The organism is Agrobacterium sp. 16-2014-1-2a, from assembly GCF_053522705.1.
Map to the genome: position 1 here is coordinate 136,188 of NZ_JBNWBX010000002.1, position 19,627 is coordinate 155,814.

23 protein-coding genes and 1 pseudogene are annotated in these 19,627 nt (G+C 59.1%); 13 read left to right on the forward strand and 11 right to left on the reverse strand.

Going from position 1 to position 19,627, the window contains the following annotated elements:
* Positions 1 to 6: 6 nt before the first annotated feature.
* Both ACQZ45_RS09485 and ACQZ45_RS09490 read right to left on the reverse strand, forming a co-directional pair.
* Complete coding sequence (locus ACQZ45_RS09485; protein WP_019565095.1) at positions 7 to 255, reverse strand: hypothetical protein; 249 nt, start codon at positions 253 to 255, stop codon at positions 7 to 9.
* Positions 256 to 257: 2 nt separating this feature from the next.
* Positions 258 to 1,280, reverse strand: a complete 1,023-nt coding sequence (locus ACQZ45_RS09490; RefSeq protein ID WP_003513979.1) for an RluA family pseudouridine synthase — start codon at positions 1,278 to 1,280, stop codon at positions 258 to 260.
* A 38-nt stretch (positions 1,281 to 1,318) separates the two neighbouring features.
* Between ACQZ45_RS09490 and ACQZ45_RS09495 the strand changes: the two genes are divergently transcribed.
* A complete protein-coding gene (locus tag ACQZ45_RS09495) occupies positions 1,319 to 1,711 on the forward strand; it encodes a hypothetical protein (protein ID WP_003513978.1) in 393 nt (130 codons plus the stop codon).
* Positions 1,701 to 2,573, forward strand: a complete 873-nt coding sequence (locus ACQZ45_RS09500; RefSeq protein ID WP_003513977.1) for a TrmH family RNA methyltransferase — start codon at positions 1,701 to 1,703, stop codon at positions 2,571 to 2,573. The genes ACQZ45_RS09495 and ACQZ45_RS09500 overlap by 11 nt, the downstream gene beginning before the upstream one ends.
* A 212-nt stretch (positions 2,574 to 2,785) precedes the next feature.
* On the opposite strand, the gene ACQZ45_RS09505 is transcribed toward ACQZ45_RS09500, so the two are convergent.
* Positions 2,786 to 3,985 carry a coiled-coil domain-containing protein gene (locus ACQZ45_RS09505; protein ID WP_113292368.1) on the reverse strand — a complete coding sequence of 400 codons (1,200 nt, stop codon included), beginning with the start codon at positions 3,983 to 3,985 and terminating at the stop codon, positions 2,786 to 2,788.
* 143 nt (positions 3,986 to 4,128) lie between these two features.
* A complete protein-coding gene (locus ACQZ45_RS09510; protein WP_003513975.1) occupies positions 4,129 to 4,725 on the reverse strand; it encodes a DUF1134 domain-containing protein in 597 nt (198 codons plus the stop codon).
* Positions 4,726 to 4,975: 250 nt separating this feature from the next.
* On the opposite strand from ACQZ45_RS09510, the gene chpT reads away from it, so the two are divergent.
* The 3 genes and pseudogenes from chpT to ACQZ45_RS09525 all read left to right on the forward strand — a co-directional run.
* Positions 4,976 to 5,623: a histidine phosphotransferase ChpT gene (gene chpT, locus ACQZ45_RS09515; RefSeq protein WP_003513974.1), complete on the forward strand. Its 648-nt coding sequence runs from the start codon at positions 4,976 to 4,978 to the stop codon at positions 5,621 to 5,623.
* Positions 5,624 to 5,709: 86 nt separating this feature from the next.
* Complete coding sequence (locus ACQZ45_RS09520; RefSeq protein WP_113292369.1) at positions 5,710 to 6,240, forward strand: GNAT family N-acetyltransferase; 531 nt, start codon at positions 5,710 to 5,712, stop codon at positions 6,238 to 6,240.
* A gap of 172 nt (positions 6,241 to 6,412) precedes the next feature.
* A pseudogene (locus ACQZ45_RS09525) lies at positions 6,413 to 6,652 on the forward strand (alpha/beta hydrolase family protein); the annotation flags it as partial.
* Between the two features lie 50 nt (positions 6,653 to 6,702).
* Here the strand turns inward: ACQZ45_RS09525 and ACQZ45_RS09530 are convergent.
* Together ACQZ45_RS09530 and ctrA are read right to left on the reverse strand one after the other, a co-directional pair.
* Positions 6,703 to 7,218, reverse strand: a complete 516-nt coding sequence (locus ACQZ45_RS09530; protein ID WP_113292370.1) for a GNAT family N-acetyltransferase — start codon at positions 7,216 to 7,218, stop codon at positions 6,703 to 6,705.
* Between the two features lie 82 nt (positions 7,219 to 7,300).
* On the reverse strand, positions 7,301 to 8,005 hold the full coding sequence (gene ctrA, locus ACQZ45_RS09535) for a response regulator transcription factor CtrA (protein WP_003491823.1): 705 nt from the start codon (positions 8,003 to 8,005) through the stop codon (positions 7,301 to 7,303).
* Between the two features lie 481 nt (positions 8,006 to 8,486).
* Here ctrA and ACQZ45_RS09540 point away from each other — a divergent pair, with 481 nt between their 5' ends.
* Together ACQZ45_RS09540 and ACQZ45_RS09545 are read left to right on the forward strand one after the other, a co-directional pair.
* Positions 8,487 to 8,837, forward strand: a complete 351-nt coding sequence (locus ACQZ45_RS09540) for a flagellar export protein FliJ (protein ID WP_013636730.1) — start codon at positions 8,487 to 8,489, stop codon at positions 8,835 to 8,837.
* A 312-nt stretch (positions 8,838 to 9,149) separates the two neighbouring features.
* Positions 9,150 to 9,353 carry a DUF1059 domain-containing protein gene (locus tag ACQZ45_RS09545; protein WP_003513967.1) on the forward strand — a complete coding sequence of 68 codons (204 nt, stop codon included), beginning with the start codon at positions 9,150 to 9,152 and terminating at the stop codon, positions 9,351 to 9,353.
* Between the two features lie 210 nt (positions 9,354 to 9,563).
* Here ACQZ45_RS09545 and ACQZ45_RS09550 read toward each other — a convergent pair whose 3' ends face one another.
* From ACQZ45_RS09550 to cysQ, 4 genes are all read right to left on the reverse strand, one after another.
* On the reverse strand, positions 9,564 to 9,845 hold the full coding sequence (locus ACQZ45_RS09550) for a GNAT family N-acetyltransferase (RefSeq protein ID WP_003513965.1): 282 nt from the start codon (positions 9,843 to 9,845) through the stop codon (positions 9,564 to 9,566).
* A 220-nt stretch (positions 9,846 to 10,065) separates the two neighbouring features.
* On the reverse strand, positions 10,066 to 10,341 hold the full coding sequence (gene sciP / locus ACQZ45_RS09555; RefSeq protein WP_003513963.1) for a CtrA inhibitor SciP: 276 nt from the start codon (positions 10,339 to 10,341) through the stop codon (positions 10,066 to 10,068).
* A 191-nt stretch (positions 10,342 to 10,532) separates the two neighbouring features.
* Positions 10,533 to 11,576 (reverse strand): DUF2793 domain-containing protein, encoded by a 1,044-nt coding sequence (locus ACQZ45_RS09560; protein ID WP_041694489.1) that lies wholly within the window; start codon positions 11,574 to 11,576, stop codon positions 10,533 to 10,535.
* A 400-nt stretch (positions 11,577 to 11,976) separates the two neighbouring features.
* The gene (gene cysQ, locus ACQZ45_RS09565; RefSeq protein WP_448742238.1) at positions 11,977 to 12,771 is read right to left on the reverse strand and encodes a 3'(2'),5'-bisphosphate nucleotidase CysQ; all 795 of its coding nucleotides are present in this window, start codon (positions 12,769 to 12,771) and stop codon (positions 11,977 to 11,979) included.
* Positions 12,772 to 13,106: 335 nt separating this feature from the next.
* Between cysQ and ACQZ45_RS09570 the strand changes: the two genes are divergently transcribed.
* The 6 genes from ACQZ45_RS09570 to ACQZ45_RS09595 all read left to right on the forward strand — a co-directional run bounded on the left by ACQZ45_RS09570 (position 13,107) and on the right by ACQZ45_RS09595 (position 18,779).
* Positions 13,107 to 14,009, forward strand: a complete 903-nt coding sequence (locus tag ACQZ45_RS09570; RefSeq protein WP_003513958.1) for a branched-chain amino acid ABC transporter permease — start codon at positions 13,107 to 13,109, stop codon at positions 14,007 to 14,009.
* A 49-nt stretch (positions 14,010 to 14,058) separates the two neighbouring features.
* Positions 14,059 to 15,411 carry a high-affinity branched-chain amino acid ABC transporter permease LivM gene (livM, locus tag ACQZ45_RS09575; protein ID WP_370647612.1) on the forward strand — a complete coding sequence of 451 codons (1,353 nt, stop codon included), beginning with the start codon at positions 14,059 to 14,061 and terminating at the stop codon, positions 15,409 to 15,411.
* Complete coding sequence (locus ACQZ45_RS09580) at positions 15,411 to 16,289, forward strand: ABC transporter ATP-binding protein (RefSeq protein ID WP_019565106.1); 879 nt, start codon at positions 15,411 to 15,413, stop codon at positions 16,287 to 16,289. Before livM ends, ACQZ45_RS09580 begins: the two co-directional genes overlap by 1 nt.
* Positions 16,289 to 17,017, forward strand: coding sequence for an ABC transporter ATP-binding protein (locus ACQZ45_RS09585; RefSeq protein ID WP_003513939.1), 729 nt, complete (start codon positions 16,289 to 16,291; stop codon positions 17,015 to 17,017). The genes ACQZ45_RS09580 and ACQZ45_RS09585 overlap by 1 nt, the downstream gene beginning before the upstream one ends.
* 171 nt (positions 17,018 to 17,188) lie before the next feature.
* Positions 17,189 to 17,542, forward strand: coding sequence for a DUF6867 family protein (locus ACQZ45_RS09590; protein WP_003513938.1), 354 nt, complete (start codon positions 17,189 to 17,191; stop codon positions 17,540 to 17,542).
* Between the two features lie 118 nt (positions 17,543 to 17,660).
* A complete protein-coding gene (locus tag ACQZ45_RS09595) occupies positions 17,661 to 18,779 on the forward strand; it encodes a branched-chain amino acid ABC transporter substrate-binding protein (protein WP_003513936.1) in 1,119 nt (372 codons plus the stop codon).
* Positions 18,780 to 18,982: 203 nt separating this feature from the next.
* Here ACQZ45_RS09595 and ACQZ45_RS09600 read toward each other — a convergent pair whose 3' ends face one another.
* Entirely contained in the window at positions 18,983 to 19,519 is a 537-nt protein-coding gene (locus ACQZ45_RS09600; RefSeq protein WP_112154310.1) for an AAA family ATPase, read from the reverse strand.
* Positions 19,520 to 19,627 lie beyond the last annotated feature (108 nt).

Genomic DNA, 19,627 nt, shown 5'->3' on the forward strand with positions numbered 1-19,627 from the left:
TTCCGTTCAGCTCTGCGGATAAAACGGCGTTCCTTGCAACGTCTGTCTTTCGGCAAGCCCGAGGTCCGGCCACGGCATTCGCGGTGACGATTTCAAGCTTTCCGGGGTTCGAAGAGGTGCGACGATTGAAGCGGAATTGGGGCGGTCTACAAGAAAGACCATGTGGGGAATATCGCTATCCGCTAATCTCTTTTTATTTTCCGTGGCTTCCGGCAAGATGCACGGCGTGGTTTTTTTGACCTCGCCGTGCGGCATTTTCAGCTCCGCAGGGCGATGAGCAGTTCTTCCATATCATCAGGCATGTCTGTTTCGAATTCCATCACCTCGCCGGTGCGGGGGTGTTCGAAGGCCAGGAGATAGGCATGCAGCGCCTGTCGCGGAAAGCGGTTGACGGTGCTTCTTGCCGGTTCCTCAAGCAGGTTCGCCTTGGTGCGGAAGGCCGCGCCATATTCGGGGTCGCCGATCAGCGGATGGCCGATATGGGCCATGTGCACGCGGATCTGATGGGTGCGGCCGGTTTCCAGGCGGCACTCCACCATCGAGGCGAGGCAGGACGCATCCGCCTTTTCATGGAAACGTTCCATAACCTCGTAATGGGTTATCGCCTCGCGGGCATCGTCCGTGTCCTCGCGCTTGACGGCGCGTTTGGTGCGGTCGGCGCCGCGGCCGAGTGCGGCGTCAATGGTGCCGCGCAGCGTGCGCGGTCGGCCCCAGACGACGGCCTTGTAGGCGCGTTCCAGCGGGCCGGTGCGGCCGTGATCGGCAAATTGCGCGGCGAGATGGCGGTGTGCATTGTCGTTTTTCGCCACGACCATGACGCCGGAGGTTTCCTTGTCCAGCCGATGCACGATGCCGGGGCGCTTCACGCCGCCAATGCCGGAGAGGCTGTCGCCGCAATGATAAATGAGGGCGTTGACCAGCGTTCCGGTCCAGTTGCCGGCGCCGGGATGCACGACGAGACCGGCGGGTTTGACGAGCACGATCAGGTCGTCGTCCTCATATTCCACATCGAGCGGGATATCCTCGCCCTTGGGTTCAGGGTCTTCCGGCTCCGGCATGACGATCTCGACGCGGTCGTGCGGGTGCACCTTCTTTTTCGGCTCGGTCACCGGCGTGCCGTTCAATAAGACGGCACCCTGCTCGATCAGGGCTTTCAGGCGGCTGCGCGACAGATCGCCGCCAACTTCGCCCGCCAGCCACACATCGATGCGGCCTTCGGCGTCTTCGCCGGCAATCAGGACTTTCCTTGCGTCTCCGCCTTGTTTAAAGGGGTCGTTCATTCTTATTTTTCCGATCAATCAGCATTCTAGGGAACCCGATGACGCACATCGAGCAAGACGAACAGGAAGACAAGCCGCTTGATCCGGCCATGGATAAAGTTCGCCGCAAGATGATCCGTTTGCAGATCGTGTCGGGCTCCGTGATGTTCATCAGCCTTATGGCTGTGTTCGGCGCGGTTGTCTACAAGGCGGTAGGACCATCGAAAACCGTTGTAACGCAGAGCGTACCGCAAAATCTGGCGGTTCCCACCGGCAACGGACCGCTTGCCGTGACCGCCAGCCTGCCGCAGGGCTTTACAATCGACAATGTCAGCTATTCCGGCGGTGACATGCTGTTTTACGGCAAGCTTGCCAACGGCACCCGCAAGGCGCTGGTCTTCAACGTCGCGGCCGGCCGGTTTCTCGCCGATGTGACGGTCGATGCCCAGTGAGGATATTGATCCGGCGGGCGCGCATGCGCTCCTGGGCGGTCGGGCTCTGATCCCGGTCGAAGACCCGGCCGATCCGCGCATTGCCGCCTTTCGCGATATTCGCGAGCGTGATCTCACCGGTCGCCAGGGCCGTTTCATCGCGGAAGGCACGGTTGTGTTGCGCATGCTGGCCGCCGCCCACAAGGCGGGTGGTGCCTTTGCGGCGGAGAGCATTCTCATCCTCAAGAACAGGCTTTCCGGCGTCGCGGATATCCTAGCCGATTTTCCGCCCGATGTGCCGGTCTATGTGGCGGAAGCGCCGGTGCTGGATAGCATTGTCGGTTTTCACCTGCATCGCGGCATTCTGGCGCTCGGCCGCCGGGTGCGTGACATTACGCTGGACGGGTTGACGGACGCGCTTCCCGCCTCGTCGCTGGTGCTGGTGGGCTGCGGCATTTCCAACCACGACAATCTGGGTGCGATGTTCCGCAACGCCGCGGCCTTTTATGCCGATGCGGTTTTTCTGGACGAGACTTCATGCGATCCGCTCTATCGCAAGGCGCTCCGGGTGTCCGTCGGTTCCGTTCTCTCGGTTCCCTATCATCGCGGCGGTGGTGCGGTGCAGATGCTGGAGCGGCTTTCGCAGGCCGGTTTTGCGATCTGGAGCCTTTCGCCGAATGGCGAGACCGAGATTCGCGATATTCCGCGTTCGGATCGCATGGCGCTGGTCATCGGCACGGAAGGCGAGGGGTTGCCGCAATCGGTACTGTCTCGGTTCCATACCGCCCGGATTGCGCAGTCGCCGCAATTGGACAGTTTGAATGCGGGGACGGCTTCGGGGCTGGCGCTTTATCAGATGGCGGGGGCGATAGGGCGGGTTTAGGTCTTCGCGATGTTACTCGTGACGAATGCCGCTCACCCCCCTCTGTCCTGCCGGACATCTCCCCCACAAGGGGGAGATCGACCTGAGGCTAGGTCTCGGCCATCTCGATGTTTGCGAATGAAGTGACGTAAAGCTTCTTGCCGATCTCCCTCCTTGGGGGGGAGATGCCCAGCAGGACAGAGGGGGGTAAACCACACCCACCGAAGGGAATATCAACCCTTCCGCTTCTCCATCAACACACTCGCCCGCTTCGCAAGGCTCTCACGGCCGGTCGAGGCGCTGGCCTTCGCAAGCAGCCCCGGGATCGGCGATTTCTCGCCCTCCTGCGCTGCGGTGAGCGCGATCATCTGGGCGGCGATGCGGGCGATTTCGCGACGGATCGGTTCGTCGTTGCCGGTGCCGCGCACATTCAGAAGGCGTTCGGTGAGTGCCGTTCCCTGATTGCGGATATCCTCGATCTCCTGCTCCAGACCTTCCGGCGGCGTCGCTGCCGGTTCCATGGCGGTTGGGACCGGTGGAATGTCTGCCGCGACCACGGGCGCGATTTCGGGCAGGACGGGCGCCTTCTGCGGCTGGCTTGCGGTTTCCCCGTTCAGTACGGCGGGGTTGGGCAGACGGATGATCATGTCGTCGGCGCGGCCGCCGGTTGCGGCAAGCTGTTCCTTCAGGCGGGCAACCTCCTGATTGCGCAGGGTGAGCATTGTGTCGAGATCGGCATTTTTTGCCATGACACTGGCGATCTGTTCCTCCAGCCGGGTAACCTTGCGGCTTTCGCGCGCAACCGCCGTCATGGCCTCCTTGTTGCGGGCAGCGACATCCTGCAATTCGCGGGTCGCCGTTTCGCCCTCCTTGCGGAAACGCGAGGCGGTCTGTTTTGCCTGCTCGGCCTCCAGATCGCGGGTGGCGGCGAGGATTTTCGAATCATCCAGCTCGCGGGTCAGATTGGTGAGGCGAGCGGTGATCTCAGACATCTGGCCGGCACGCGCATTTGCGGCCTGTTCCTGCTCCAGAAGGTTTGCCTGTATTGCGCTCGCGCGTTCCTCGCTGGCGTCGAGTGCGCCTCGCAATTCGCCGATTTCCAGCGTCAATTCCTCGATTTTCAGCAAAAGGCCGCGGTTCTGCTCGCCGAGGCGATAGGCATCGCTGGATGCTGCCTCGTTGGCGAGGCGGAGCGAGGTGTTCTTTTCCCGTTCGGTGTCCAGTTCCTGACGAACCTTGGCGTTTTCGGCGGCATAGAGCGCGCGTGCCATGTCCTTCTGGGCACGAACTTCCTGGGGGCTGATGGGCATTGTCGCGCGCAGCCGGTTTTCCGTATAGGCAACGATGCGGCGATGGATCGCGGGCGCGATCAGCAAGGCCAGCAGGGTTGCGGTGAGAAAACCCAATCCGAAAAGAATGGCATATTCAATCACGCGAGACAGTCTCCGAAACTCAGATACGCGCGCATTCGGAAAGAGGAGCGCGAGAGCACGTTACGCTATTATTGCAACTGTTGGGAGGGGTATCGCCAAGGCAATTGCGCGGGGAGCCGCAAGAGTGCCTCCCCATCTCAGCGTCAGAAGGGGTTCCAGGTCGGTTCCTGGGTAAGCTTCAGGTAGCCGACATTGATGCCGAGGCGCGCGCCGATGCCGGTGCGAATGGGTGCCAGCGTGACATCGCTGCTTTTCAGATAGGTCATGCCGACGCCGGCGACGATGAAGGCCGAGCCGCTGACGCCGCCGTAACGGCGATAAAGCGAATCGACCGACGGCAGGTTGTAGACCAGCATCATGGCGCGGGTGCCCTGGCCGCCGTAATCGAGGCCGAGCGAGGGGCCTTGCCAGAAGACGGGATGCTGGCCGGCATTCTTGGTATAAAGCGTGCCTTCGCCATAGGTGAGGCCCGCGACGAAAGCGCCGGAGCCTTCCTGCCCCAGAATATAGCCGTTCGGAAGACCGTATTGCTGGAAGGCGCGTTCCACCACCTTGGCGAGCCCGCCGGTGGTTTCACCGAAGAATCCGTGGCCTGCATCCACGACTTCCTGAAAAGAATATTGATCGCTGTTCTGGGCCGAGGCCGGTGCGGCCCACATCAAAAGGCTGGCAAGGAGCGCAAAAATCTTTCCCAGTCCGAGGCGTGCAATGGTGCGGGTTTTCGTAAGGCGCATCGTCATGTCCGTCCGTCTGTTCGTTGGTGCATCAGCCCGAAAATCCGAATCGATTTTCGGCAGGGCCCATGCGAAGATTCAAAGTTCCAGAGCATCCTTTATACGTCCGAACGGACGCAGGGCGCTCCAGGGTGGCCTGTTAAGGCATTTGGCATTTTGAAACCATCCTATTAACAATCGGTTTACCAAATATGGTGTCATTATGGCTTAACAATTTCCACACCGTCCGCGCCTCCCTTGCGCAGGAGAGAATTTTATGACGAGCAAACTCAATATCACGCTGTCCGGTCCCGATCTGGCAGCTCTTCTGTGCAGTCGTGTGTGCCATGACGTGATCTCTCCTGTCGGCGCCATCAATAACGGCCTCGAATTGCTGGACGAGGGCGGCACCGATGACGATGCGCTGGATCTCATCCGCACATCCGCTCTTAACGCATCCGTGCGGCTGAAGTTCGCCCGCCTCGCTTTCGGCGCGTCCGGCTCCGCTGGCGCTTCGATCGATACCGGCGAGGCTGAAAAAGCCGCCAAGGATTTCGCTGCCGCCGAAAAGAAGGCCGAAGTGACCTGGAACGGCCCACGCGCCATCGTCGCGAAAAATCGTGTCAAACTTTTGCTCAACCTCTTTCTCGTGTCGTACAGCGCGATCCCGCGCGGGGGTAATGTGGATGTGGTGCTGGAAGATCCGGAGGGTGACGCCAAATTCGAAATCACCGTCAAGGGCAAGATGATGCGCATTCCGGCCAAATTCGCCGAGATCTACGAAGGCAGGCTGGAAGAGGCGGTCGACGCCCATTCCGTGCAGCCCTATTACACGCTGCTTCTGGCGGAGGAGGCCGATATGGCCGTGGAATACAAGGTGCATGAGGATCGCATCGTGTTTACCGCAAAGACGGTTGCCGCGTGACCGTTCAGTTGCAGAGGTAGTTTTGTGAAAGGGCCGGGTAGCGTTTTCCGACGCGCCGGCCTTTTTTGCTTTTGGGGAAGAGGTTCATGACACGTCTGACAACCGCGCGCCTCGTCCTGCGGCCGCACGCCATCACGGATGAAGCGCTTTATTGTGCGTTCTGGAGCGCGGATGTCCGGCCCATCGAAGGGGTCACATCGATTACGCCGCTGGACCCCGAAATCGCCTTTGCCCGTCTTTTGCGCTTCATCGGCCATTGGTCGGTCTTCGGCTTCGGTCCCTTTGTCGTGGAGGAGGCAAGCTCCGGGCGTATCGTCGGCGAGGTGGGCTTTGCCCATATGCGCCGTGGAAACGGCACCGATTTCGATGGCGTGCCAGAAGCGATGTGGAAAATCGATGCTGATCTGAACGGCAAGGGCGTCGCGACCGAGGCGGTGGCGGCGGCAACCGGGTGGTTCGATCGCAGCGGAATTTCGCAGCGGACCGTCTGCATGATCGACCCGCTCAACACCCCCTCGCTCGTCATCGCCGCCCGTTTCGGCTTCCGCCTGTTTCGCGATTCGACATTCCGGGGCAATCCCATCCGGCTTTTCGAGCGGGTGGTGGGGGTTTATTAGTGCTGCGCATTCCCGCCGTGCCGTCTCAATCGCGTTTCAGGGCGACCTGAAACCTGTTCGAGGTCTCGGGCGGTGGCGGTTTGAACCAAGGGTTGATCCAAGATCAATTTTTGGAGCTTAACATGCGCAATTTTTTTGTGGTTGCCATCGCCATCCTCTCCACCGCTGCGCAGCTGATTCGGAATATATCGCCCGCAATCTGCCAAAGGCGACCACGGTTTATCGCGAAATACCGGATGCCAGCCATTTCAGTTTCATGCAGATATGCAAGCCAAACGGCGAAAAAATCGTCGAGGAGCTTTCACCGGGGGAAGGTTTCGTCTGCCGTGACGGCGGTGGCAGGGACCGCCTGGCAATCCACCGGCAGATCGCGGAGGCGATTGTCGGCTTCCTGAACGTGGAAATGCATTAAGACAGGTGTTCGGGACGTCTCGGTGAACCGTTGCGCGACGTCCCGATCCGTCAGGTCACTTTTTGCGGATGATACCGATAGGCAAGGTCTTCGGGATCAGACCGTGGTGCCAATGGGTCGATAACACCGCCGAGGCGCTGTGCAACTGCTGCTGATTTGCTGTTGCGCGGCGAGACATAGCTGACCAGCGTCTGCAATTTCAGGGTCTCGAATGCCCAGTCGCGCAGTGCAGAGGCCGCTTCCGCAGCATAACCGTGGCCTTCCTGGCCGCCATAAAGCAGCCAGCCCAGTTCCCTTTCGGGAAATAGCGGGCCGTGATTGATGCCGACCTGGCCGATACATTGCCCGGTTTCGCCAAGTTCGATCATCAGCGCCCCGTGGCCGAAAAAATGCCAGTTGGCGAGATCGTGACAAAAAACGCCCCAGGTTGACGGCAGGTCATATGGTCCGCCGACGCCGATGGAGCGGGTTGACGCCATAAAGTCGCGATAGGCGGGGAAATCCGCCATGATCTGCGGGCGCAAAATCAGGCGTTCCGTTCTGAGGGTGGGGATAGAATGGTCCATGGCACTATCCAATCATGAAATCGCAACAAAAAACCCGCTGTCGCCAGCGGGTCTTTTAAAAACTGCCATATCCTGAAGGGGATCAGGCGGTTTCGAGAAATTCCGTGGCTCCATCAGGCTCGCGCAGGACATAACCGCGGCCCCAGACGGTTTCGATGTAGTTTGCGCCGCCTGCGGCATTTGCGAGCTTCTTGCGCAGCTTGCAGATGAAGACGTCGATGATCTTCAGTTCCGGTTCGTCCATGCCGCCATAAAGGTGGTTCAGGAACATTTCCTTGGTCAGCGTCGTGCCCTTGCGCAGCGAAAGCAGCTCAAGCATCTGATATTCCTTGCCGGTCAGGTGAACGCGCTGGCCGCCCACTTCAACCGTCTTGGCATCGAGATTGACGATCAGCTCGCCGGTGGAGATGACCGATTGCGCATGGCCCTTGGAACGGCGGACGATTGCGTGAATACGGGCAACAAGCTCGTCCTTGTGGAACGGCTTCGTCATGTAGTCGTCTGCGCCGAAGCCGAGACCACGAACCTTATCTTCGATGCCGGCCATGCCGGAGAGGATGAGGATGGGTGTCTTGACCTTGGAAAGGCGCAAGGTTCTCAAGACCTCGTAACCCGACATATCGGGCAGGTTGAGATCGAGAAGAATAATGTCGTAATCGTAGAGTTTACCGAGGTCCACGCCTTCCTCGCCGAGGTCGGTCGTGTAGACGTTAAAACTTTCCGACTTGAGCATCAGTTCGATGCTCTGCGCTGTTGCGCTGTCGTCTTCAATAAGTAGAACCCGCATAATTATCCCCTTTGCCGCCCGCAGATTGGTAAATCATTGCCTCGCGCGATGCGGATCCAGACGTTGCCTGATTTGCAGGCTGCCACCAAATGGTTAACAAATTCTAATTGCCTTTGGCAAGGTGTATCGAATTTATTAAGCAAAGTTGGCATTTCGCTGTTTTTGCACGTGAATCCACCATCGCCAAAATTGAAGCTTAACGTGAGGATATCTCGCTAAGTGATTCAATCGACTCTTACATCGTCGGGCCCGTTTTTTTGGACCTGGCATTTACCGACCCTTAAATGATCGTGTTTATCATTAACGATGCCCGTAAACGAAAGGTTAACGGCGGCGTTTTTTTATTAACGCCGGGTAACTTTTGGGAATCATTCCGGCACAACGGGTTAACCGGGCCGGTTGAGCGGGCGGGTTAAACGGGCCGATCGAGGGGGCATAGTGCCTTTTTGATCCGGGTCTCGCTATCCATGGAGTATTGCGTATGAAGTCGCGTGACAGCCTGGTTCGCCTGAAAGAATTTCAGGTTAATGAAAAACGCCGGCAACTTAGCCAGTTGCAGCAGATGATGTCCGAGTTTGAGCGGATGGCAAAGGAACTGGTGCATCAGATATCGCTGGAAGAGAGCAAGTCCGGCATTACCGATCCGACCCACTTCGCATATCCGACCTTCGCCAAGGCCGCGCGTCAGCGTGCGGACAATCTTCAGGTCTCGATCCGGGAGCTGAAGACCCAGCAGGAAGCCGCAGAGGCTTCTCTGGAAGAGGTGCAGGCCGAATATGAAAAGGCGGCGGCACTGGAAAACCGCGACGGAGCGATCCGCGCCCGCGCCTAGGTATTGGCGCAAGATCATATAAGGATCGCCCTCATTGACGGCTGCCGGTGGATCAGGAGGCGGCTTTCAATGACCGGATGCCCATGCTTTTTTCTGGAAGGCCGCCTCTTGTTGGCGGCCTTTTGCTTTGGCGCACCGCAGCGCCTTGCCCTGCTGGTTTCTTGCGGGGCAGGGACGCAGGGAATCCCTGCGTTTTCGATTGTCCGGGGCCGGGGAAAGGCGTAATTTGGTGAAGTTCCGACCAAGAGCCGGAGGCTTGTCCCACGCGCGCCCTGCGCGGACGCGGGTGGGCCAGAAGCGGGGAGGAAACAAATGGCCCGCCAATATATCGATTGCCGCGAATTCCCGAGCGACAGCAAATGCTCGATCGCTATCTCAGCCGATACGCCGGAGGAGCTCATGGAAGCGGCGGTTCAACATGCCGTGGCAGTGCATGGCGCCGAGGATACGCCGGAATTTCGGGCCGAAGTTCGAAGGAGCATACATGCAGGAACACCGCCGCTGAAGGTGGCGTGATTGCTGGCAGCCTGAAATCTATCCGTCGACATGCCGGGCCTGATCCGGCATCCAACCGACGCGCGTCTGCGCGGCGGAAGATTCCCTTAAGCTCAAGGATTTGAGCTGGCTGGACCCCGGCTCTTGGCCGGGGTGACGGAGCGTGTGGGCTCCGCTTTCGCTAAAAAACAAACTTGAGGTTTTGTCCCGAGTCTCAGCCCGTCTGGCTAGTTACCCCTTGATAACATCTGCCCAGTCAGGGTGGCGTAGCGTCTGAGCCTTGAAGAAAGGGCAGAGCGGAATGATTTTCCAGCCGCCCTTGCGCGCTTCATCGATGGCATGGGCGGCGAGCGCCTGGCCGACACCCTTGCCCCGTAGTGCATCGGGCACGCCGGTATGGTCGATGATGATGAGGGAAGGGGAGGTGCGCGAATAGGTCATCTCGGCCTTGTGGCCGTCGATGGTTGCCGAATATTCGCCGCGCGATCCGGTTTCGGTTGTCTTGATATCCATGATCTCTGCCTTCGCATTGCTTTTCGTTTTTTCCACTGTAACGGCCTGCGCCTGAATTGAAACAGCGGGATAGCGAACGCAGTGGACACAAACCGGTGACAGTCACCGGCTGTGTCTGGCAATTTTCAGGGGAAATCCAAAATCAAACCGAAAGCCCCGTCGATACGACGGGGCGTTTTGGAAGTTCGGTTTGGGCGCGTTGCCGCGCCGGCGCACTGGTTTAGTGGCGATATTGCTGAATGCGCGTGGTGCGCAGGCCGGCAAGGCCATGATCGGCAATCGACGACTGCCAGGACAGGAATTCTTCGACGGTGAGCGTATAACGCTCGCAGGCTTCCTCAAGGCTCAGAAGTCCTCCGCGCACGGCGGCGACGACCTCTGCCTTTCTGCGAATAACCCATCGACGGGTATTTGACGGCGGAAGATCCGCAATCGTCAGAGGGCTGCCATCGGGGCCGATGACATATTTAACTCGTGGGCGTATCATTTCGGTCATTGGACACTCTATACAAACTCAAGACCATATGACGGGAACTTTAGCCCCGTACCTTTAAAAATTGCCTAAGCAGTTCGTGACAATTTATTAAGAATTTGAACGGTTTCGCCCGATCTGTTCGAGTCGCCTTATTTTGTCGGGAAAAAATTTTTCCAAAAATCGTGTTTTTTATCGTCCATCGGTTGTTTTCCTCACAGCGCCGCAAGCGAAAGGCACGTTTTCCCGCTGCCGTGGGCGAATTCCGCGGTTCCCTCATGCACCAGCCGCAGGCGATCGCCGGCATTGAGGGGCAGGATAAGGGTCGTCGACTGCGAGGCGTCGGCATTGGAGGCGTTGCCCGCTACAGTGAGGCCGCCAGCCGCGCCGTTGACGGCAAGCGAAACCCGGTGCCCGGATGAGGACACCACGGCAAGCGACAGGGTGGCCAGATAGAGACCTTTCACGGGAACGACGAGTTCCCTTCCGCCGCCTGTGCCGACCGCGTCGCCGAGAACGAAACCACCCTCATCGATGAAGAGCATTGAAAACCCCGAAGCCGAGCCGTTGGCCGGCCTCGTCGTGCCCGAAGGCAGGCTTGCCAGAACCACGGGCCGGTTCGGCATCGTGACCCTGCCGTCGCCGCTGCACAAAAGGGCCGTTTGCCAGGAAATGCCGTCGGCGCTGGTCTTGATCGAAAAACCGTCATTGCCTGCAAGGCCCATTTCCGCCCGGCCGCTCCAGCCGGACTGGAACAGCAGCGAGGCGGTATCGGCCTTTGCCGCCTTGTTGATCGCCATGCGGTGGTTGCCGTTCTCTTCTGTGTGGGTGAAGAGGCTGGCGGGGGCGGCAAGCGCCAGACGGTTGGTGACATCGGCCTGTGTGCCAATGCCAAGCCTTTCGAGGGTCGCCGCGGCAGGCAGCGGCACGTCCCGCCATGCGCTGTCCCGTAGGACGCGATGTTTACCCTCGCTGGCAAACCATGCCGTCCAGCCGGGTTGCGGCGCTATCAGCAGCCATGCACCGTCCTGCCGGAAGGCAAGCTTCCCGCCCTTGCCCGCCCAGTCGCCAGCGGAGTCAAGCGAGAGCAGGAAGCAGTCTCCCTCCGGCGCATTGTCGGGCGGGGCGGCGACCACGTCCTTGACGACCAGCTGGACGATCGCGTCCAGCCGCTGCAGCGCCTCATTGTGGGTGACGTGTTTCTGTGCCTGCGAGGGCAGGATATAAGGAAGCCTAAGTCTCGCCGTCTGTTCAGTCATCATGTCTCTTCCGCGCTCGGTGGCTGTTCGCTGGCGATTGTGATGCGGCGGGGCGGGGCGGGGATGAGCGGGGATGAAATTATTTTTGCGGCTTCGGTGGGGAGTGCATTCCGTGGTTGCGGAGATGGGTGGCTGGGGCAGCGGGAGAGCAGTCTTTGCTTCGGTGCCTGCGGCTTCACCCCCCTCTGCCCTGCCGGGCATCTCCCCCACAAGGGTGGAGATCGACTCGTGGCGGGGTCCCGCCAATCTCGACGTTTGAGAACGAAGCGGGGGTAGCGCATCTTGCTGATCTCCCTCCTTGTGGGGGAGATGCCCGGCAGGGCAGAGGGGGGTGAAGCCGCAAACACCGAAGCGGACGTCTAGAAAAGCGCAATCACCATATTCCGGCGTCGCCGCCGTCCTATCGCGCAATTTCCACCGTCGCTGCCATTGCGCCCTCGGCAATGAAATCCGGGTTGGCGAGTGCATCTTCACCATCGCCTCTCACCTCATAGGCAAGCAGCCGGCCCTCGCAATCCAGCGTTCTGCCACCGGCGGCGCGCAGTACGGCGTCGCCTGCCGCCGTATCCCACATCATGGTGCGGCTGAAGCGGGGATAGATATCGGCAGCACCTTCCGCCAGCATGCAGAATTTCAGTGAGGAACCAACGGAAATGCAGTCTTTCAGGCCGTGTTCGGCCACGAAGGCTTCCGTTTTCGCGGTACAGTGCGAGCGGCTGATCAGCGCCACGGGGGAGGCGCCGCGCTGGCGTGCGCGGATGGGGTGGCGCGCGAGGATCGCTCCTTCGCTTGATATTGCGAGCTTTTCGGCGCTGTTGTCCTTGCCGGTCCAGGCCTGGCCGCGGCAGGGGGCGTAAACCACGCCTGCAACCGGCACGCCGTTTCTGATCAGGGCGATATTGACGGTGAAATCATCCTTGCCGGAAATGAATTCCTTGGTCCCATCCAGCGGATCGACCAAAAAAAATTCCGTGCCTGTCTCCGGCAGAATGCCGTTCGAGACCGCTTCTTCGGCAATGACCGGGATTTCGGGAAAATGCGCAGCCAGTGCCTGTAGAATGATCACCTCCGCCCGCTGGTCTGCCTCGGTCACGGGCGAGCAATCGTCCTTGTACGATACGTGTGGCCCGGCGCGATGGACCGCCATGATTGCCTGCCCGGCGTCCAGCGCCGCTTTCGTCAATATGTCGATCATCTTGTTGCCGTTGCCATTTCGTGCCGGGGATCCTTTACCCCTCTATTTCGCTACTCTTTTGCCCGCCACCCGTCAAACAATGCGTCAGGCAACACTGAAATAAGCATTCGAACGCCATTTTTTTAGCACTTACTGCCGAAATCCTGGCTATTCTGATCGGGAAAACGGCAACGAATGTGGAAATTCCAAATTTTGTGCAGGATCGCCCGTTTTTGACTTCACATTTTTAGCGAACACGATATGCATTTTGCAGGTGGGGGCTAATCGAAAAGGTTCCCCCTATAATTAACATAAACGAGGCGTGGCTCATTAGAGGTCATGCCCAGGGGAAAGACATGGAGTATTTTATCCAGCAGCTCATCAACGGGCTGACTCTTGGATCGATCTACGGCCTCATCGCAATTGGCTATACGATGGTCTACGGCATCATCGGCATGATCAACTTCGCCCATGGCGATATTTTCATGCTTGGCGGTTTTGCCGCGCTGATCGTTTTTCTGATCGCAACATCGTTTTTTGCCGGTATTCCGGTGGCGCTTCTTCTGATTTTGATGATGGTCGTCGCCATGCTGATGACCGGCCTGTGGAACTGGGTGATCGAGCGCGTGGCCTACCGTCCGCTCAGAGGCTCGTTCCGCCTTGCGCCGCTGATCACCGCCATCGGCATGTCGATCGCGCTGTCCAACTTCATCCAGGTGACACAGGGTCCGCGTAACAAGCCGATCCCGTCAATGGTCACGGACAGCTACCATTTCGGCTCCATCACCGTCTCGCTGAAGCAGTTCATCATCATGGCGGTGACGTCGGTGCTGCTGTTCGCCTTCTGGTACATCGTCAACAAGACTCCGCTCGGCCGGGCGCAGCGCGCCACGGAACAGGACCGCAAGATGGCGGCCCTTCTGGGTGTGGATGTCGACAAGACGATCTCGATCACCTTCATCATGGGTGCCGCACTCGCGGCGGTCGCCGGTACGATGTATCTGATGTATTACGGTGTCGCATCGTTCAACGATGGCTTCATTCCGGGCGTCAAGGCGTTTACCGCAGCGGTTCTCGGCGGTATCGGTTCGCTTCCGGGCGCCGTTCTCGGCGGTCTCCTGATCGGCCTCATCGAATCTCTCTGGTCCGCCTATTTCTCCATTGCCTACAAGGACGTCGCGGCATTCGGCATCCTGGCTTTCGTGCTGATATTCAAGCCGACCGGTATTCTCGGTCGTCCGGAAGTCGAGAAGGTGTGATCCCATGACCAATATCGCTTCCGAAAACGACACTTCCAGCCCGAGCCTGATGGCAACGGCGGTGAAGGAAGGCATCTTTGCGGGCATCGTCTCGCTCGGCATGTTCATTCTTTACGTCGGTATCGTCACCTATCAGGACATCAACAACCAGCTTATCTGGGGCACCCGCTGGGGGCTTCTGTCGATCTTCGTCGGCGTCGCCGCCATCGGCCGTTTCCTGATGGTCGGCTTCATCCGGCCGTCGATGGATCGCCGCAAGCTTGCCAAGGCCAAAAGCGGCATTCTGGAAATCTCCGAGGAAAAAGGCTTTTTCCACAAGCACTTCCTGAAGCTCGCGCTTGTCCTGCTGCTGCTTTATCCCGTCGTCGCCGTGCAGCTGTTCGGTTTTCAGGGTTCGCTGAAATTCGTCGACAATTTCGGCATCCAGATCCTGATCTATGTGATGCTGGCGTGGGGCCTCAACATCGTCGTCGGCCTCGCGGGCCTGCTCGATCTCGGTTATGTGGCATTCTATGCGGTGGGCGCCTATTCCTACGCGCTGCTGTCAAGCCATCTCGGCCTGTCCTTCTGGGTGCTTCTGCCGGTGGCCGGCATTCTCGCGGGCTTCTGGGGCATCATTCTCGGCTTCCCGGTGCTCAGACTTCGTGGCGACTATCTTGCCATCGTCACGCTCGCCTTCGGTGAAATCATTCGTCTCGTGCTGTTGAACTGGACGGATGTGACCAAGGGCACCTTCGGCATTTCCGGCATCGCCAAGGCGTCTATCTTCGGCATCTGGTCCTTCGATGTCGGCGCGCCGAACAATTTCGCCAAGGCCTTCGGCCTGACGATGTCGTCGGCCTATTACAAGATCTTCCTGTTCTACGTGATCCTGCTTCTGTGCATGCTGACGGCTTACGTCACCATCAAGCTGCGCCGCATGCCGATCGGCCGGGCGTGGGAAGCTTTGCGTGAAGACGAAATCGCCTGCCGTTCGCTCGGCATCGATACCGTCATCACCAAGCTTACCGCTTTTGCGACAGGCGCGATGTTTGGCGGTTTCGCCGGTTCGTTCTTCGCCGCCCGTCAGGGTTTCGTATCGCCGGAAAGCTTCGTCTTCCTGGAATCGGCCGTCATCCTTGCCATTGTCGTTCTCGGCGGCATGGGTTCGCTCACGGGCATCGCCATTGCCGCCCTCGTCATGGTCGGCGGCACGGAGCTGCTGCGCGAAATGGAATTCCTGAAGCATGTCTTCGGGCCTGATTTCACGCCGGAACTCTACCGCATGCTCCTGTTCGGTCTCGCCATGGTCATTGTCATGCTGTTCAAGCCGCGCGGCTTTGTCGGCTCACGAGAACCGACGGCCTTCCTCAGGGAACGCAAGGCCGTCTCCGGCAGCTTTACCAAGGAAGGTCACGGTTGATGGCTTCCGGAACGACAAACATGACACCCAATCTAACTGGCGACACGATCCTCAAGGTCGAACATCTCTCGATGCGGTTTGGCGGCCTGATGGCCATCAATGACTTCTCCTTTGAGGCGAAGCGCGGCGAGATCACGGCGCTGATCGGTCCGAACGGTGCTGGAAAGACCACGGTTTTCAACTGCATCACCGGCTTCTACAAGCCGACGATGGGCATGATCACCATGCGTCAGCAAAACGGCGAGGCGCATCTTCTGGAGCGCCTGCCGGATTTCGAGATCACCAAGAAGGCGAAGGTGGCGCGTACCTTCCAGAACATCCGCCTGTTTTCGGGTCTGACGGTTCTGGAAAACCTGCTGGTGGCGCAGCACAATGCGCTGATGAAGGCATCGGGCTACACCATTCTCGGTCTTCTCGGCCTGCCCGCCTACAAGAGGGCGGTCAACAGTTCGATCGATAAGGCCAAATACTGGCTGGACAAGGCCGATCTGACCGACCGCGCCGACGACCCGGCCGGCGATCTGCCCTATGGCGCGCAGCGCCGCCTGGAAATCGCCCGCGCCATGTGCACGGGGCCGGAACTTCTGTGCCTCGATGAACCGGCGGCCGGTCTCAACCCGAAGGAATCGCTGGCGCTCAATGCGCTACTGCGCGGTATCCGCGACGAAGGCACGTCGCTGCTTCTGATCGAGCACGACATGTCGGTGGTGATGCAGATTTCCGATCACGTCGTGGTTCTCGAATACGGCCAGAAGATTTCCGACGGTTCGCCGGACCATGTGAAGAACGACCCGAAGGTCATCGCCGCCTATCTGGGTGTCGAGGATGATGAAGTGGAAGACGTGATTGCGGAAGAACTCGACGGAGGAGTGGCCTGATGTCCGGTGAACCGCTTCTCAAAGTACAGGGTGTCGAAACCTACTACGGTAACATCCGGGCCTTGGCCGGTGTCGATGTCGAGGTCAACAAGGGCGAGATCGTCAGCCTTATCGGCGCCAACGGCGCCGGCAAATCGACACTGATGATGACCATCTGCGGCAGTCCGCAGGCGCGCACTGGCCAGGTGACGTTCGACGGCGAAGACATTACCCGCCTGCCGACGCACCTCATCGCCCGCAAGCGTATTGCCCAGTCACCCGAGGGCCGCCGGATTTTCCCGCGCATGACGGTGCTGGAAAACCTGCAGATGGGCGCCAATCTCGACAACCTCAAATATTTCAAAGAGGACGTCGAGAAGATTTTCGTCATGTTCCCGCGGCTGAAAGAACGTCAGAGCCAGCGTGGCGGTACGCTTTCCGGCGGCGAGCAGCAGATGCTCTCCATCGGCCGCGCGCTGATGGCACGGCCGAAACTGCTGCTTCTCGACGAACCGTCGCTGGGCCTTGCCCCGCTTATCGTCAAGGGCATCTTCGAGGCCATCAAGAAGCTCAACCAGGAAGAGGGCCTGACCGTCTTCCTCGTGGAGCAGAACGCCTTTGCGGCACTGAAGCTTTCCGACCGCGCCTATGTGATGGTCAACGGCAAGGTGACGATGAGCGGTTCGGGCAGGGAATTGCTGGCTGATCCGCAGGTACGCGCGGCCTATCTCGAAGGCGGCCGGCACTGAAAGATTTTACTTGCGCCGGAAATTTTGCGGCGCAAGATAACGAACCGCCGCCGGCCGTTTTCGAAGGGGAAATGGCCGGTGGCAAACAATAAAATGCCTGCCGGAAAAACGGCGGGACGACAAACAAGGCAGGGCCGGACATTTGCATCCCGGCGCTGATGGGGAAAGAAGATGCAGGGCCTTTTATTCGAGACCGATAGCGGCGTGCGTTATATTCTGCGCGCACTGGTTGTTCTTCTTGGTTTCTGGACGGCGTGGCGCACGGGCAGATCCGTCGCCGATGGCTGGGGCGATTTCCCGCGTGTGGTGATCTATACGCTGGCTTTGGGGCTCGTGATGCGGTTTCTGCATTTCGCGCTTTTCAACGGGCCGTTCATCAACGGCTTCTACTACGTGTTTGACGTCGTTCTTCTTCTGGCTTTTTCCAGCATCGGTTTCCGCATGCGCAGGACGAGCCAGATGGTCAATAACTACTATTGGCTCTACGATCGGACGTCGGCATTTTCATATAAAAAGAAAGATTGACAGCCGGATTCCTCCGGCTGCACGATACTCGCGTGAGTGGAACGTTTCCTGTTCGGTTAAGGTGGGTACTGAACAGGTCCTGGTAGTCAACCCATCCAAAGGAACTGGGAGTATAGTAATGAAGAAGTCTCTTCTTTCCGCCGTTGCGCTGACCGCCATGGTCGCCTTCAGCGGTTCGGCCTGGGCCGATATCGTGATCGCTGTCGGCGGCCCGCTGACAGGCCCGAACGCCGCATTTGGCGCTCAGCTTCAGAAGGGTGCTGAACAGGCTGCGAAGGATATCAATGCTGCAGGCGGCATCAACGGCGAGCAGATCAAGATCGTTCTCGGCGATGACGTTTCCGACCCGAAGCAGGGTATCTCGGTTGCCAACAAATTCGTTGCTGATGGCGTGAAGTTCGTTGTCGGTCACTTCAACTCCGGCGTCTCCATTCCGGCTTCCGAAGTTTATGCCGAAAACGGCATTCTCGAAGTAACGCCTGCTGCGACCAACCCTGTTTTCACCGAGCGTGGCCTGTGGAACACCTTCCGCACCTGCGGTCGTGACGACCAGCAGGGTGGCATTGCCGGCAAATATCTGGCCGACCACTACAAGGACGCCAAGATCGCCATCATTCACGACAAGACCCCATATGGTCAGGGCCTTGCCGACGAAACCAAGAAGGCAGCCAATGCGGCCGGCCTGACGGAAGCCATGTATGAAGGCGTCAATGTCGGCGACAAGGACTTCTCCGCACTGATCTCCAAGATGAAGGAAGCCGGCGTTTCCGTTATCTATTGGGGTGGCCTGCACACCGAAGCCGGTCTGATCATCCGCCAGTCGGCTGACCAGGGTCTGAAGGCGAAGCTCATCTCGGGCGACGGTATCGTCTCGAACGAACTTGCCTCCATCGCCGGCGACGCCGTCGAAGGCACGCTGAACACCTTCGGTCCCGATCCGACGCTGCGTCCTGAAAACAAGGAACTGGTAGAGAAGTTCAAGGCCGCCGGCTTCAACCCGGAAGCCTACACGCTCTACTCCTACGCCGCCCTGCAGGCGATTGCCGGTGCTGCCAAGGCTGCCGGTTCCGTTGAGCCGGAAAAGGTTGCCGAAGCTCTGAAGAAGGGCACCTTCCCGACCGCACTCGGCGATATCTCCTTCGACGAGAAGGGCGACCCGAAGCTTCCCGGTTACGTCATGTACGAGTGGAAGAAGGGCCCGGACGGCAAGTTCACCTACATCCAGCAGGGGACGTAAGTCTTACTGGACTGCAATATGGAGGCCCGGTCGCAAGACCGGGCTTTCTGCTTTCTGGTGCGGGGCATTTCCGGCGTCAGCACCCAGCCAGCCCAAGTCCTTGGGCGAAAACACTTTCCGAGCCGCACGTCAGACGGATTCCGTCTCAAAGACGGAATGACGGTGATGGGAAAGGCTCGAAACATTTGGCTCCGATCGCGCCTTCAGCCAGCTTCAGCCGCCAGCCTCTCCAGCACAATATCCGCACGTTCCGTGACGGGGGCTTTCGGCAGCACAATCGTCTCATAATCCAGACGGGCATAGTCGTGCAGCAGGCGTTGATATTCCTCCACTGCCGCCTCGAAACCGTGCTTGCGCTCGCTGTCGCCTCGGTAGATCTCCGGCCAGGGCGGGGTGAGGAAGACCAGCGGGTTATAGCGGTGCGTGCGCCGCAGCGTTTCGATGAAGCCATCGCCGCTAATATGATGAAGTGCTGAGCCGGCGTCGATCAGGCCGCGGTCGAAGAAGACGAAGCCTTCCGTTGGCGCCTTTTGCCGGTCCTCCAGCGCCATGGCGATCGCCCGGCGGGCAAAGGCTTCCAGGTCGATCCAGGGGAGGGCGGTGCCGTTATTTCTCGTTTCCTCAATCACGATGCGCCGCCCCGGTTCCTCGACGGTCGCGAAACCACGGTGAGCAAGCTCGGCAAGCAGGGTTGATTTGCCGCCGCCGGAGCAGCCGGAGAGAATAATGAAATGGTCCATGGGAACCTCCCTGCGCGGGGTTTGGGTTGGATGGAAGGTGATGTTTTTTGGGGGGACTGTATTGCGGCGTTGCCGCTTGTTTCTTTCCTCGAGGGGAGAAGAAATATG